Origin of the sequence: Bacillus sp. MT(2024) (assembly GCF_036362845.1) — a bacterium.
Lineage (GTDB): Bacteria > Bacillota > Bacilli > Bacillales > Bacillaceae > Bacillus > Bacillus velezensis.
This window is the reverse complement of the sequence record NZ_CP143632.1, coordinates 2,605,779-2,619,892: the sequence shown is the minus strand read 5'-3', so window position 1 is coordinate 2,619,892 and position 14,114 is coordinate 2,605,779. Positions and strand designations below refer to the sequence as shown.

The 14,114-nt window shown below is 48.6% G+C and carries 14 protein-coding genes, 1 other RNA gene and 1 other annotated feature; of the genes, 12 read left to right on the top strand and 3 right to left on the bottom strand.

Annotated features, from left to right (window positions below; genetic code table 11):
- Window positions 1-233: a binding site (T-box leader), on the top strand.
- Window positions 234-296: 63 nt separating this feature from the next.
- The 4 genes from hisS (at window position 297) to VP472_RS12795 (ending at window position 4,422) form a co-directional block, all read left to right on the top strand.
- Window positions 297-1,571: a histidine--tRNA ligase gene (hisS, locus tag VP472_RS12810; protein ID WP_146277237.1), complete on the top strand. Its 1,275-nt coding sequence runs from the start codon at window positions 297-299 to the stop codon at window positions 1,569-1,571.
- Window positions 1,572-1,585: 14 nt separating this feature from the next.
- Window positions 1,586-3,364 (top strand): aspartate--tRNA ligase, encoded by a 1,779-nt coding sequence (gene aspS / locus VP472_RS12805; RefSeq protein WP_060674699.1) that lies wholly within the window; start codon window positions 1,586-1,588, stop codon window positions 3,362-3,364.
- 62 nt (window positions 3,365-3,426) lie between these two features.
- Window positions 3,427-3,619, top strand: a non-coding RNA gene (ssrS, locus tag VP472_RS12800) — 6S RNA.
- A gap of 38 nt (window positions 3,620-3,657) precedes the next feature.
- Window positions 3,658-4,422, top strand: coding sequence for a tRNA threonylcarbamoyladenosine dehydratase (locus VP472_RS12795; protein WP_102421633.1), 765 nt, complete (start codon window positions 3,658-3,660; stop codon window positions 4,420-4,422).
- 75 nt (window positions 4,423-4,497) lie between these two features.
- Here the strand turns inward: VP472_RS12795 and VP472_RS12790 are convergent, their stop codons facing one another.
- Entirely contained in the window at window positions 4,498-5,766 is a 1,269-nt protein-coding gene (locus VP472_RS12790; protein WP_003152729.1) for a replication-associated recombination protein A, read from the bottom strand.
- A 194-nt stretch (window positions 5,767-5,960) separates the two neighbouring features.
- Here VP472_RS12790 and cymR point away from each other — a divergent pair, with 194 nt between their 5' ends.
- The 8 genes from cymR to VP472_RS12750 all read left to right on the top strand — a co-directional run bounded on the left by cymR (window position 5,961) and on the right by VP472_RS12750 (window position 12,726).
- Window positions 5,961-6,377: a cysteine metabolism transcriptional regulator CymR gene (cymR, locus tag VP472_RS12785; RefSeq protein WP_003152730.1), complete on the top strand. Its 417-nt coding sequence runs from the start codon at window positions 5,961-5,963 to the stop codon at window positions 6,375-6,377.
- 18 nt (window positions 6,378-6,395) lie between these two features.
- A complete protein-coding gene (locus VP472_RS12780; RefSeq protein WP_058906211.1) occupies window positions 6,396-7,535 on the top strand; it encodes a cysteine desulfurase family protein in 1,140 nt (379 codons plus the stop codon).
- 36 nt (window positions 7,536-7,571) lie between these two features.
- Window positions 7,572-8,687 (top strand): tRNA 2-thiouridine(34) synthase MnmA, encoded by a 1,116-nt coding sequence (mnmA, locus tag VP472_RS12775; protein WP_058906210.1) that lies wholly within the window; start codon window positions 7,572-7,574, stop codon window positions 8,685-8,687.
- 87 nt (window positions 8,688-8,774) lie between these two features.
- Window positions 8,775-9,395 carry a tetratricopeptide repeat protein gene (locus VP472_RS12770; protein WP_088005508.1) on the top strand — a complete coding sequence of 207 codons (621 nt, stop codon included), beginning with the start codon at window positions 8,775-8,777 and terminating at the stop codon, window positions 9,393-9,395.
- An 18-nt stretch (window positions 9,396-9,413) separates the two neighbouring features.
- Window positions 9,414-11,792 carry an SF1B family DNA helicase RecD2 gene (recD2, locus tag VP472_RS12765; RefSeq protein WP_146277235.1) on the top strand — a complete coding sequence of 793 codons (2,379 nt, stop codon included), beginning with the start codon at window positions 9,414-9,416 and terminating at the stop codon, window positions 11,790-11,792.
- A gap of 118 nt (window positions 11,793-11,910) precedes the next feature.
- Window positions 11,911-12,369, top strand: a complete 459-nt coding sequence (locus tag VP472_RS12760; RefSeq protein ID WP_146277233.1) for a PRC-barrel domain-containing protein — start codon at window positions 11,911-11,913, stop codon at window positions 12,367-12,369.
- Window positions 12,370-12,381: 12 nt separating this feature from the next.
- The gene (locus VP472_RS12755) at window positions 12,382-12,573 is read left to right on the top strand and encodes a hypothetical protein (RefSeq protein WP_003152738.1); all 192 of its coding nucleotides are present in this window, start codon (window positions 12,382-12,384) and stop codon (window positions 12,571-12,573) included.
- Window positions 12,574-12,594: 21 nt separating this feature from the next.
- Entirely contained in the window at window positions 12,595-12,726 is a 132-nt protein-coding gene (locus VP472_RS12750) for a YrzQ family protein (protein ID WP_003152741.1), read from the top strand.
- Between the two features lie 35 nt (window positions 12,727-12,761).
- On the opposite strand, the gene VP472_RS12745 is transcribed toward VP472_RS12750, so the two are convergent.
- A complete protein-coding gene (locus VP472_RS12745; protein WP_025649673.1) occupies window positions 12,762-13,418 on the bottom strand; it encodes an amino acid ABC transporter permease in 657 nt (218 codons plus the stop codon).
- Window positions 13,419-13,436: 18 nt separating this feature from the next.
- Window positions 13,437-14,087 (bottom strand): amino acid ABC transporter permease, encoded by a 651-nt coding sequence (locus tag VP472_RS12740; RefSeq protein WP_146277231.1) that lies wholly within the window; start codon window positions 14,085-14,087, stop codon window positions 13,437-13,439.
- Window positions 14,088-14,114 lie beyond the last annotated feature (27 nt).

The following is a 14,114-nucleotide window of genomic DNA, read 5'->3' as shown; positions in this document are numbered from 1 at the left end:
TTTGAACCGATAATGGAGAAGAGTAGGTCAGAATGCATGGAGAAGAGAGGAACCGTCCCGGGCTGAAAGCGGATCCGCACTGCATCTTTCTCGAAACAACACTCCGGAGGTTCCCTGCTGAACGCTTTTGCAAGTCATTAGGCAGCGGACGTGAACCTGCGTTAAAGGTCAGAGCGGGGATGCTTCGGCATTCCAACTAGGGTGGCACCACGGGTATAACTCTCGTCCCTACTATACATGTATAGTAGGAGCGGGAGTTTTTTTATTTGAAGAAAGACATTAAGGAGGCCTGTAACATGGCATATCACATTCCAAGAGGCACACAGGACATACTGCCGGGTGAATCAGACAGATGGCAGTTCGTCGAACAAATTATGAGGGAGACGTGCCGCACTTATCAATATAAAGAAATCCGCACGCCGATCTTCGAGCATACGGAATTATTCGCAAGAGGCGTCGGTGAGTCTACAGATATCGTGCAGAAAGAAATGTACACGTTTGAAGACCGTAAAGGGAGAAGCCTGACGCTTCGGCCGGAAGGAACAGCCGCCGCAGTCCGCGCGTTCAATGAAAATAAATTATTTGCGAACCCGGTGCAGCCGACGAAGCTTTATTATGTCGGACCGATGTTCCGTTACGAACGTCCGCAGACAGGGCGTTTCCGCCAATTCTATCAATTCGGAATTGAAGCGATCGGCTCCAAAGATCCGGCCGTGGATGCAGAAGTCATTGCGCTTGCGATGAGTATTTACCGTAAAGCCGGTTTGAAACATGTCAAGCTTGTGCTGAACAGCCTTGGTGACCAGGAGAGCCGCAAATCCTACCGGGAAGCGCTCGTCAAACATTTTGAACCGCGCATCGGAGAGTTTTGCTCAGACTGCCAGTCGCGCCTGCACACAAATCCGCTCAGAATTCTTGACTGCAAGAAAGACAGAGAGCATGAACTGATGAAAACGGCTCCGTCCATTCTTGATTACTTAAATGAAGAATCAGCCGCTTATTTTGAGATGGTAAAACAATACTTAAACGGTCTTGGCATCCCGTTCGAAATAGATCCGAACCTTGTCAGAGGGCTTGATTATTATAACCATACCGCTTTTGAAATTATGAGCAATGCCGAAGGATTCGGAGCGATTACAACCCTTGCCGGCGGGGGCCGCTATGACGGGCTTGTTGAACAGATCGGCGGACCTGAAGCGCCGGGTATCGGATTTGCGATGAGCATCGAACGTCTGCTGGCAGCCATTGACGCTGAGAAAACAGAGCTTCCCGTCAATCAGGGGATTGATTGCTACATCGTGACGCTCGGAGAAAAAGCGAAGGATTATTCCGTTTCCCTTGTGTACAAACTGAGAGAAGCGGGCATCTCAAGTGAAATCGATTATGAAAATAAAAAGATGAAGGGCCAATTCAAAACGGCTGACCGTCTCGGCGCACGTTTTATTGCGATTTTAGGGGAAGATGAGCTTGCTCAAAATAAAATCAATGTAAAAGATGCGGAAACAGGAGAGCAGCGTGAAGTGGTGTTAGACGAGCTGATACAAGTGTTAAAGGCAGATCAAAAGCAGTGAAGGAGAGGAACGCTATGTTTGGAAGAACATATTATTGTGGCGAGATAACTGAAAAAGCGATTGGCGAAACCGTCAAACTGAAAGGGTGGGTACAGAAACGGCGCGATCTCGGCGGCTTGATTTTCATTGATTTGCGGGACCGCTCGGGTATTGTGCAAGTCGTGTTCAACCCTGACGTATCGAAGGAAGCCCTTGCCGCAGCGGAAGCAATCAGAAACGAATATGTGCTTGATATCGAAGGCACGGTTTCTGCCCGTGAAGAAGGCACGGTGAATCCCAACCTGAAAACCGGTAAAATTGAAATCAAAGCTGAAGCGGTGACGGTGCTCAGTACGGCGAAAACGCCTCCGTTTCCGATCAGTGACCAGGCGGCTGACGTTTCTGAAGACGTCCGGTTAAAACACCGCTATTTGGATTTGCGCCGCCCGGCGATGTTTCAAACATTGCAAATGCGCCATCAAGTCACAAAATCCATCCGCCATTTCTTGGATGAAAACGGATTTCTTGATATTGAAACACCGATTTTAACAAAAAGTTCTCCCGAAGGCGCCCGTGATTACTTAGTGCCGAGCCGGGTGCATGAAGGGGAATTTTACGCCCTTCCGCAATCGCCGCAGATTTTTAAACAGCTTCTGATGGTGTCGGGCTTTGAACGGTATTATCAAGTGGCCCGCTGCTTCCGCGATGAAGACTTGCGTGCCGACCGCCAGCCGGAATTTACGCAGATTGATATTGAAATGTCCTTTATGAGTCAAGAGGACATCATGGCTCTGGCGGAAGAGATGATGGCGAAAGTCATGCTTGAAACAAAAGGTGTTGAAGTACCGCTGCCGCTTCCGCGAATGACATATGAAGAAGCGATGAACAGCTACGGTTCCGACAAACCCGATACCCGCTTCGGCATGCTGCTGACGGACGTGTCAGACATAGTGAAAGATACTGAATTTAAGGTGTTCTCATCAGCCGTGGCAAACGGCGGCGTTGTAAAAGCGATCAATGTCAAAGGCGCTGCCGGCGACTATTCCAGAAAAGATATCGATGCGCTCGGCGTTTTTGCCGGAAATTACGGCGCGAAAGGTCTCGCTTGGGTGAAAGTTGAAGCTGACGGCGTAAAAGGCCCGATTGCGAAATTCTTTGATGAAGAGAAGCAGGCAAAACTGGCTGAAGCGCTTAATGCTTCTGAAGGCGATCTGCTCCTGTTCGGCGCTGATAAGTTTGAGGTTGTGGCTCAATCCCTCGGCGCGCTTCGCTTAAAACTAGGCAAAGAACGCGGCCTGATTGACGAAAGCCTCTTCAACTTCCTGTGGGTTGTGGACTGGCCGTTACTGGAGCATGACGAGGAAGAAGGCCGTTTCTATGCGGCTCACCATCCGTTTACAATGCCTGTCCGTGAAGATCTTGACCTGATTGAAACGGCGCCTGAAGATATGAAAGCGCAGGCTTACGACCTTGTCTTAAACGGCTATGAACTCGGCGGAGGCTCAATCCGTATTTTTGAAAAAGACGTTCAGGAAAAAATGTTCGGGCTTCTCGGCTTTACAAAAGAAGAAGCGGAGGAGGAGTTCGGATACCTTCTTGAAGCCTTTGAATACGGCGCCCCTCCGCACGGCGGAATCGCGCTCGGCTTAGACCGGTTGGTTATGCTTCTTGCAGGCCGCACTAACTTAAGAGATACGATCGCTTTCCCGAAAACGGCAAGCGCAAGCTGCCTTCTTACGGAAGCGCCCGGCGAAGTGAGCGACGCCCAGCTTGAAGAACTTCATCTTTCTGTCAAAAGAAAAGTGAAACAGTAAAGATCGGCAGTTTGTTTCTTGAAAATCAAAATCTGCTGTGATATGATTTTGACAAGTTAAATAAAGTCCTGATGTGTTAGTTGTACACCTAGTTTTGACCGAACATTTTTTTGATTTGGGAGCCCGCATTTTTAAATGGCGTACATGCCTCTTTTCATTCGCTAAAGAGGACTTACAAGATTTAAAAAAGGGCACCCACCTGCTGAGAGCGGGTTCAAAACGAAGGAAAGCTGCAACGGCACAATTGGGACTTTATTTTTTGTGCGCTAAAACCAGAATGTGGAGTGAGGTTCTTGTTACATCAGTTTTCCAGAAATGAGCTAGCGATTGGAAAAGAAGGGCTGGACACGTTAAGAAACAGCACGGTTGCCGTTCTCGGCGTCGGCGGAGTCGGTTCATTCGCAGCCGAAGCATTGGCGAGGTCCGGAGTGGGGCGGATCGTGCTTGTCGATAAAGATGATGTTGACATTACAAATGTAAACCGCCAGCTGCATGCGCTATTGTCGACGGTGGGACAGCCGAAAACAGAATTGATGAAAGAGCGGATCGCTGATATTAATCCGGATTGTGACGTCGTCGCCTTAAAAATGTTTTATACAGAAGAGACGTATGAGCAGTTCTTTGAGTATCCGCTTGATTACGTCATTGACGCGTCGGATACGATTCATTATAAAATTCATCTGATGAAAGAATGTCTGAAACGGAATGTTCCGCTGATTTCAAGCATGGGAGCGGCGAATAAAACAGACCCGACACGCTTTCAGATTGCTGATATTTCAAAAACCCATACTGATCCGATTGCCAAAGTCGTCCGCACAAGACTTCGCAAAGAGGGCATTAAAAAAGGCGTACAGGTCATTTTTTCTGATGAAAGCCCGATCGTCATCCGTGAAGACGTCAGAAAAGAAGTCGGGAATGATGAAGCGAAAATCCGCAAAGCGCAAATGCCGCCGTCTTCCAACGCCTGGGTTCCGTCAGTGGCCGGTCTGATTATGGGCGGACATGTTGTCATGGAGCTCTTAAAGGACATCGACATTAAACGGGTTAAAGATAAGTAAAAAGAAAAACAGCCTTCTTCAGGAAAGGCTGTTTTTTTATTTGAATCCGCCGTTTACACGAAAGATCTTGTCCGGTTATTTTTTCTGCTTCATCAGTTTTTCATACACTTGCTTTATGGCGGCTTCAAATTTCCCCGTTTGTTTCGGTTTATAGTATTGCTTGTTTTTTAACGGATCGGGCAAATATTGCTGTTCGACCCATCCGTTCTCGAAATCGTGAGGATATTGATAGCCGATCCCGCGTCCGAGCTCTTGGGCCCCTTTATAGTGAGCGTCTTTTAAATGTTTCGGCACATCGCCGATTTTACCAGTCCTGATGTCTTTGAGCGCCTCATCAACGGCTGAGATGGCGGAGTTTGATTTTGGCGAGAGGCATAATTCGATTACCGCATTGGCCAGCGGAATTCTCGCTTCGGGAAAGCCGATCCGTTCTGCGGTCTGAATCGCGCTCAGCACCCGGGGGCCTGCCTGCGGGCTTGCGAGGCCGATATCTTCATAGGCGATCACGAGAAGTCTTCTTGATATGCTTTCAAGGTCTCCGGCTTCGATCAGACGGGCCAGATAATGAAGGGCGGCGTTTGCGTCCGAGCCCCGGATCGATTTTTGGAACGCGGATAATACGTCATAATGCGCATCGCCGTTTTTATCATGGGTATAGCTTTTTTTCTGCAGACATTCCTCCGCCGTTTCCCGTGTAATCCGGATCGTGCCGTCGCTTGATTCCTTTGTGGAGAGCACGGCAAGCTCCAGTGCGTTCAAAGCGGAGCGGACGTCTCCTCCGCATCCTTGTGCGAAATGATCCATCGCGTCGTCGTCCACCGAAACGCTGTAGGAACCGAGTCCCCGGTGTTCATCTGTGAGCGCTCTTTTCAATGCCTGCTTGATCAGATCGGGTGTTAACGGTTCAAGCTCAAATATCTGGGTTCGGCTTCTGATGGCCGGGTTAATGGCATGATAAGGATTGGCGGTCGTCGCGCCGATTAAAATAATCATGCCGTTTTCTAAATAGGGCAGCAGAAAATCCTGCTTTCCCTTATCAAGCCTGTGCACTTCATCAAGGATTAAAATGACCTGACCTGACATTTTCGCTTCCTGTACGACAATCTCCATGTCTTTTTTATTATGAATGACGGCATTCAATTTCCTGAATGCGATGCTTGTCGATCCTGCGATCGCTGTGGCGATGGACGTTTTTCCGATGCCCGGCGGTCCGTACAGGATCATGGATGATAAGTGCTTCGCACGCACCATTCTGCCGATGATTTTATCTTCTTTGACCAAATGTTCCTGGCCGATAATGTCTTCGATATTGGCAGGCCGCATCCGATACGCCAATGGTTTCATGAACATCTCTCCTTACATATACAGGGTAACGGAAAACGGCCGATTAGAAAAGCGAATTGCGGCGGGCCCCGTGTTTCAATGAAAATTAGGATAAGTTATGTTATAATAACAGTTGGTCTATAAGATACTAAACAGATTATTCATATCCATTTACTTGTATAAATTAACAATTAGAATTGACTGGGGTGTTCATATTGAAAATATCGACAAAGGGAAGATACGGGCTCACCATTATGATTGAATTGGCGAAAAAGCATGGAGACGGTCCGACGTCGCTCAAAAGCATCGCCCAAACAAACAGCCTTTCTGAGCATTACTTGGAACAGCTTGTATCACCGCTCAGAAACGCCGGACTCGTAAAAAGCATCAGAGGCGCTTACGGGGGTTACGTGCTCGGGGGCCAGCCTGAAGAGATAACGGCCGGAGATATTATCAGAGTGCTGGAAGGGCCGATCAGCCCGGTAGAAGTGCTTGAGGATGAAGAGCCTGCCAAGCGGGAGTTATGGATCCGCATCCGCGACGCTGTAAAAGACGTGCTGGACAGCACGACGTTAGAAGACCTTGCGAGCTACACGGACGGCGAGCAGGAAGCTTATATGTTCTATATTTAAACCAGAGGTGTAAAGACAATGGAACGGATTTATTTAGATCATGCCGCGACTTCCCCGATGGATGAACGTGTGCTCGAAGAAATGAAGCCCCATTTCTTCGGCAGTTTCGGCAACCCGTCAAGCATTCATTCATTCGGGAGAGAATCCCGGAAATGGGTCGATGAAGCGAGAGCGGACATCGCGCGCCAAATCAGTGCGAAAGAACAGGAAATTATTTTCACAAGCGGCGGCACGGAGGCTGATAATTTAGCGATTTTCGGAACGGCTGCCGCCCGGAAGAATGAAGGAAAGCATATCATTACGACCGCTGTTGAGCATCATGCTGTATTGCACGCCTGCGAAAAGCTGGAAGAAGACGGCTTTGAGGTGACATACCTCATCCCCGGCCCTTCAGGACGGATCAGTGCAAATCAGGTGAAAGAAGCGCTCCGTGATGATACAATCCTTGTTACCGTCATGTATGGCAATAACGAAGTCGGAACCATTCAGCCGATTGACGAAATCGGAGAGCTGTTAAGCGGGCACCAGGCCTATTTTCACACAGATGCCGTTCAGGCATTCGGTTATATGCCGATTGATGTGAAAAAAAGCAGAATTGACATGCTGTCTGTTTCCGGTCACAAGCTTAACGGGCCTAAAGGGACAGGCTTTTTATATGTAAATCAAGAGGTGAAGCTGTCACCGATTCTTCTTGGGGGAGAGCAGGAACGAAAGCGCCGCGCGGGGACGGAAAATGTACCGGGCATCGCCGGCTTAAAAGAAGCGGTCGTCCTTTCAAACCGTGAGAGGGAAGAGAAAACAGCGAAGTATAAGGAGTTTAAGAACATCATCATGAGCACGCTGGAAGAAGCCGGCGTCACAGCGGAGGTGAACGGAGATGCCGAGAAATGCCTGCCTCATATTTTAAACCTTTACTTTCCCGGTGTGCCGGTGGAAGCGCTGCTGGTCAATCTTGACATGGAAGGCATTGCCGTATCCAGCGGATCTGCTTGTACAGCGGGATCCGTTCTTCCGTCCCATGTGCTTACGGCCATGTTCGGAAGTGAGAGCGGCAGGCTGACTTCGTCAATCCGCCTCAGCTTCGGCCTCGGCAATACGGCGGAACAAATCGAAACAGCCGCCGAAAAGCTTGCCGCCGTCGTTAAACGGCTTGCTTAAAACGGCGGACTTACGTTTTTAATGGAGTGAATGCAAATGGAAAAACGGCCGGAGGATACAAGAGTCGTAGTCGGCATGTCCGGCGGCGTGGACTCTTCCGTGGCGGCCCTTCTGCTGAAGGAGCAGGGCTACGATGTAATCGGAATCTTTATGAAAAACTGGGATGATACGGACGAAAACGGTTTTTGCACGGCAACGGAAGATTATGAAGACGTCATCCGGGTCTGCAACCAGATCGGAATTCCGTATTATGCCGTCAATTTTGAGAAGCAATATTGGGAGAAGGTATTTCAATATTTCCTTGATGAATATAAAGCCGGAAGAACCCCCAATCCGGATGTCATGTGCAATAAAGAAATTAAGTTTAAGGCTTTCTTGGATCATGCTCTGTCACTCGGCGCGGATTATCTTGCGACGGGCCATTACGCCCGCGTGGACAGAAGCGCAGGTACAGTGCGCATGCTCCGCGGTCTGGATGAAAACAAGGACCAGACTTATTTTCTGAATCAGCTCAATCAGGAACAGCTCAGCAAAGTCATGTTCCCGATCGGTGATCTGCAAAAAAGCCGCGTGCGGGAAATCGCCAAAGAAGCGGAACTTGCGACAGCTGCGAAAAAAGACAGCACGGGAATCTGCTTTATCGGCGAACGCAACTTCAAAACGTTTCTCAGCCAATATCTCCCCGCTCAGCCGGGCGATATGATGACAATGGACGGAGAAATAAAAGGGCGTCATGACGGTCTGATGTATTATACAATCGGACAGCGCCACGGTCTTGGAATCGGCGGAAGCGGCGAGCCGTGGTTCGCCGTCGGTAAAGATCTTGAAAAAAACATTCTGTATGTTGATCAAGGATTCCATAATCCGCTTCTGTATTCCGATAAGATCACGGCGACAAATGTCAGCTGGACGCGTCCCGGTCTGATGGACAGCGGCGAAATGACATGCACGGCGAAATTCCGCTACCGTCAGGAAGATCACAAAGTAACGGTGAAAATGACGGGTGATGATGAAGCGGAAATCATTTTTGACGGGCAGGTACGCGCCGTTACGCCGGGACAAGCCGTCGTTTTTTATGACGGAGAAGAGTGCCTCGGCGGCGGAACGATAGATGACGTTTATAAAGACGGAACAAAACTGTGGTACGTATAACACATGTAAAAAACCTCAACTCGCATGTTGGGGTTTTTTAGCGAAAGGAAGTTAAAAATGGATTATAATAAAATCGGGATTGACGCTATGCAGGAGGGCGATTTTGAAAAAGCGGCAGAGGCTTTTACGAAAGCGATTGAGGAAAACGGCCAAGACCCGGTGCCGTACATCAACTTCGCAAATCTGCTTTCTTCTGTGAACGAACTCGAACGGGCGCTTGCATTCTATAACAGAGCGCTTGAATTGGACAATTCGGCGGCAGCCGCTTATTACGGTGCGGGAAACGTATATGTGATGAAAGAATCGTTTTCCGAAGCGAAGGATATGTTTGAAAAAGCGCTTCGCTCCGGAATGGAAAACGGAGATTTGTTTTATATGCTGGGGACCGTTCTCGTTAAATTAGAGCGGCCGAAGCTTGCACTGCCGTATTTGCAGCGTGCCGTTGAATTAAACGAAAATGACACGGAAGCGCGCTTCCAGTTCGGAATGTGTCTCGCAAATGAAGAAATGCTGGATGAAGCTCTTGCGCAGTTTGAGACGGTGATCGAGCAGGATCCGGGCCACGCGGACGCATTTTATAATGCCGGGGTCGCTTACGCATACAAAGAAAATCGTGAAAAGGCGCTTGAGATGCTGGAAGGCGCAATCGGCATACAGCCTGATCATATGCTTGCGCTTCATGCGAAACAGCTTATCACCCAGTCATAACAAAAGGAGGGAAGGCTCGTGGATCAGCTGAACATCGAAGAACAGCCGTATGTAAAAGGCGTCATTCATACGGTCATTTATCATAATGACACCAACCTGTATACAGTGCTGAAAGTCAAGGTTGCAGAAACGTCTGAGGCGATCGAAGACAAGGTCGTATCCGTAACGGGCTACTTCCCTCTGCTGCAAGAAGATGAGACCTACACATTTTACGGAAAAACCGCCACGCATCCTAAGTTCGGCCTGCAATTTCAGGCTGAACACTTTAAAAAAGAAATTCCGACCACAAAAGAAGGGATCATTCACTATTTATCAAGTGATCTGTTTGAAGGAATCGGAAAAAAAACGGCGGAAGAAATCGTCAAAAAGCTTGGAGACGGCGCGCTCAATAAAATTCTGGCTGATGCATCGGTGCTTTATGATGTGCCGAAAATGTCAAAAAAGAAAGCGGACAAACTGGCGGGAGAGCTGCAGCGGCATCAGGGTCTTGAGCAGATTATGATCTCTCTGAACCAATACGGTTTCGGGCCCCAGCTATCCATGAAAATATATCAGGCCTACGAAACGGAAACCTTGGAGAAAATTCAGGAAAATCCTTATCAGCTTGTAAAAGACGTTGAAGGCATCGGCTTTGTGAAAGCTGACGAGCTGGGCGGAAAAATGGGTCTGTCAGGAAACCACCCGGAGCGGATCAAAGCGGCAATCTTATATACGATTGAATCGACCTGTCTTTCAGAGGGCCATACGTACATAGAGACAAAGCAGCTGATTATCAATACGCAAACGCTTCTGAATCAGTCAGCTGAAGGCGGCCGCGTCACGGAAATGGATGCGGCTGACGGCATCATCGCCCTCGGGGAGAGTAAGGATATCGTCATCGAAGGAGAGCGCTGCTATTTTCCGTCCTTGTTTTATGCGGAACAAAACGTCGCAAAACGCGTGCTCGACATTGCGGCCCAGACGGAGTATGCCGATCAGTTTCCTGAATCGGAATTTCTGCTTGCACTCGGTGAACTGGAAGAACGGATGAATGTTCAATACGCACCAAGCCAAAAGGATGCCATTCAAAAAGCGCTGTCCTCGCCGATGCTTTTACTGACCGGGGGACCGGGCACGGGGAAAACGACCGTTATTAAAGGAATCGTGGAATTATACAGTGAACTGCACGGCGTATCCCTTGACCCCGGTGATTATAAAAAAGACGAGGCGTTTCCGGTGCTGCTTGCCGCGCCGACCGGAAGAGCCGCAAAACGAATGAGCGAATCTACGGGTCTGCCGGCTGTTACGATTCACAGGCTGCTTGGCTGGAATGGCGCTGAAGGCTTTACCTATAATGAAGATCAGCCGATTGAAGGAAAACTGATCATTATAGACGAAGCGAGTATGCTTGATATTTGGCTCGCCAGCCATTTGTTTAAGGCGCTTCCTAAGCACATTCAGCTCATTATAGTCGGTGATGAAGACCAGCTTCCTTCAGTAGGACCGGGGCAGGTGCTCAGAGACCTTTTGGCTTCTGAGGTGCTGCCGACCGTACGCCTGACAGATATTTACCGTCAGGCTGAAGGATCATCCATTGTGGAACTTGCCCATGATATGAAAAAAGGACTGCTTCCAAAGGGGCTGACTGCGCCGACAAAGGACCGCTCATTTATCCGCTGTAATTCTTCACAGATTAGAGAAGTCGTGGACCAGGTCGTCTCGAACGCGTTAAAAAAGGGGTATACCTCCAGAGATATTCAAGTGCTTGCCCCGATGTACAGGGGAAAAGCGGGAATTAACGAGCTGAACATGCTTCTTCAGGACATCATGAATCCGCCTAAAGAAAAAAGGCGGGAGCTGAAATTCGGGGATGTCGTCTACAGGACGGGCGATAAAATATTGCAGCTTGTCAACCAGCCGGAAAACAATGTGTTTAACGGCGATATCGGCGAAATCGTGTCCATTTTTTATGCCAAAGAAAATACGGAAAAAGAAGACATGGTCGTTGTCTCGTTTGACGGCAACGAAATCACCTTTACGAAAAAGGATTTCAGCCAGTTTACCCACGCGTACTGCTGTTCCATCCATAAGTCGCAGGGAAGCGAATTCCCGATTGTCGTCCTGCCTGTCGTCAAAGGCTACTATCGAATGCTCAGGAGAAATCTGCTTTATACCGCCATTACAAGAGCGAAAAAATTCCTGATTCTTTGCGGAGAAGAAGAAGCGCTTGAATGGGGCGTCAAAAACAATGATGCCACCGTCAGACAGACATCGCTTAAAAACAGGCTCACAGAGCAGACTGAAGAGATGGATGCAGAACTGGCCGCCCTGCAAAAAGAGCTGCCGTTCAGTGTATATGATGCGAACATCGGAATGGAAGGCATCACGCCTTTTGACTTTATGGAAGAAAAAGCGTAAATAAAACCCGGCGTATGTTTATGCGCCGGGTTTTCGCCTGTGGAAGTCATTTCAAAGTATGCTGCCCGGCTTCTTGGCAAAACCTATACGTGTTCAACAAAAGGTGGTTGATCACACTTTGAGAACATGCCATGCAGCTGAAGGACGAACAGTATATGACGAAAACACCGGGCGCAGTCTCGGAATGATATCGGATGTATGTTTCTCTCTGGACGGCCGGTTTCTCGGTTTCGTGCTGGAGCAGAAACGCTTGTTTCACAACCGCCATCTTTTTTTAGGGGCAAGTGATATAAAAGAGATGGATCAAGAAGCCGTAGCTGCCGGTCATGCTCATTTGCAGCCTTTGCCGAAGAGCTGTTTCACCTTTGAACAGATTAAAATGCAGCCGGTGAAATCGCCTGATGGTGAAATGTTCGGTTTGCTGGAAGATGTATACTTTTGTTTGGACAGGGGCATAATCGTAGCATATGAACTCTCGGACGGCTTCTTTTCAGATCTGGCTGGCAGACGCCAAGTGCGCCGCGCCGCCGATACGCCTATTGAAGCGGGGAAAGAAGGCATCGTCCTGAACGGATAAGAGGTGTAGTCTGTGCTTGTATGTCCGAACTGCAAAAGTAAAGATATCGGCAAAATCGGCGTAAACCAATACTATTGCTGGGGCTGCTTCATTGAGCTGACGGTGGCCAAAGGCAAAATTGCGACACATCAAGTAGAGGAAGACGGCACGTTAAGCAGTCTTGATGATTTGTTTTCTGAAGACGAACGCAGTATCAATTTTTAAAGTTGAAAGGAGATACGCGCGATGGGCAGAACAATGACCTCTCTGTTGGCTTTAGGAGCTGGAGCCGTTATGTATCGTATGGCTTCTCAGTCCGATATGCTGAATAAAAAAGGTATGAAACGGATGAGAAGACGAGTCATGAAAATGTTTTAAGCAGAAAAAAGGATACTTCTCCGGAAGTATCCTTTTTACGTTTGTCTCGCTTCCAGCCGTCTGGCTGCGAGAGACAGGCTGTAATTAACCGCGAAATACATCAGGGCCGCCAGCAGAAAGATCGGGAAAAAATACCCCCCGTCAGCGCTTTGTCCGTTTAAAATCTGCGCGTTATGAATCAGTTCGGGCAGAGCGATGACGACCGCAAGTGACGTATCCTTTAATAAGGAGATAAACTGGCTCACAATCGGAGGAACCATACGCCTGAGCGCCTGCGGCATGACGACGAGAAAAAGAGTCTGCGTGTACGTCAGTCCTGAAGAACGCGCCGCTTCAATCTGTCCTTTGTCAACGGATTGCAAACCGCTTCTGATGATTTCTGACAGCATGGCCGATTCAAAAATCGTCAGCGCCGTGATGGCGGCCGCGGTAATTTCCAGTTTGATCCCGATTTCCGGAAGGGCAAAAAACGTAAAGAAAATGATTAATAACAGCGGCAGGTTGCGGATGGTTTCCACAATGGCCGCTATAATGCCCGAGACGATAGGAATGTTCGCATAGCGCAAAGTGCCGGCGGCAAGCCCGAAAATAAAACTCAGGACAATGGAGATCAGCGCAACATAAAGTGTGACCAAAAAGCCGTCCCATAAAAACAGCAGATGGTCAGGTGTATAGGCGCCGCTAAAATCCATGTTTTTCACTCTCCTTCTCTAATAACTCTTTCCGAGACGTCTTTCCAAATAGTGAACCCCGATGCTGAGCGGGATCGTTAATATCAAATAAAAAAGCGCGACGAAAATATAGACATCAAACACGACAAGAGTGCTCGAGGACACGAGATCCGCCTGATACATCAAATCGAGTCCCGCCACCACTCCGAGTATTGATGAGTTTTTGACAAGGTTGAGAAATTGGTTTCCGAGCGGGGGAATGACGATTTTTACGGCCTGAGGAAGAATGATATATCTCATCGCCTGACTGTAGGTGAAGCCTGACGATCTGGCCGCTTCCATCTGCCCATTGGGGACAGTCTGAATTCCGGCTCTGATGGCTTCTGCGATAAAGGCGGACGTGTAAATCGTAAGCGCAATTGTTCCCGCCTGAAAGCCGTCCAGTCTCAGCCCGGCGTTCGGAAGTCCGAAATAAAAAACGAATGTGATGAGGAGAAGCGGGATGTTCCGGATAAATTCCACATACGCAGTGCCGATCCATTGAAGGGGTTTGAAAGCCGTGATTCTCATGACTGCGATCAGAACGCCCAGCGCAAAGCTGCCTGCCAGCGCGATGAAGCTCGCAAGCAATGTGTGCAGGAAACCGTCCATATACATATCGAAGTTTTCCGTTAAAATTGAAAAGTTCATCTATGTCACTCCTTATAAAACGGGGAT

Coding starts and splice junctions, on each gene's coding strand:
- VP472_RS12780 (WP_058906211.1), top strand. CDS start 6,396: ATGGAACGGATTTATTTAGATCATGCCGCGACTTCCCCGATGGATGAA.
- VP472_RS12740 (WP_146277231.1), bottom strand. CDS start 14,087: ATGAACTTTTCAATTTTAACGGAAAACTTCGATATGTATATGGACGGT.
- hisS (WP_146277237.1), top strand. CDS start 297: ATGGCATATCACATTCCAAGAGGCACACAGGACATACTGCCGGGTGAA.
- aspS (WP_060674699.1), top strand. CDS start 1,586: ATGTTTGGAAGAACATATTATTGTGGCGAGATAACTGAAAAAGCGATT.
- VP472_RS12745 (WP_025649673.1), bottom strand. CDS start 13,418: ATGGATTTTAGCGGCGCCTATACACCTGACCATCTGCTGTTTTTATGG.
- VP472_RS12750 (WP_003152741.1), top strand. CDS start 12,595: ATGGGCAGAACAATGACCTCTCTGTTGGCTTTAGGAGCTGGAGCCGTT.
- VP472_RS12790 (WP_003152729.1), bottom strand. CDS start 5,766: ATGAAACCATTGGCGTATCGGATGCGGCCTGCCAATATCGAAGACATT.
- VP472_RS12770 (WP_088005508.1), top strand. CDS start 8,775: ATGCAGGAGGGCGATTTTGAAAAAGCGGCAGAGGCTTTTACGAAAGCG.
- mnmA (WP_058906210.1), top strand. CDS start 7,572: ATGGAAAAACGGCCGGAGGATACAAGAGTCGTAGTCGGCATGTCCGGC.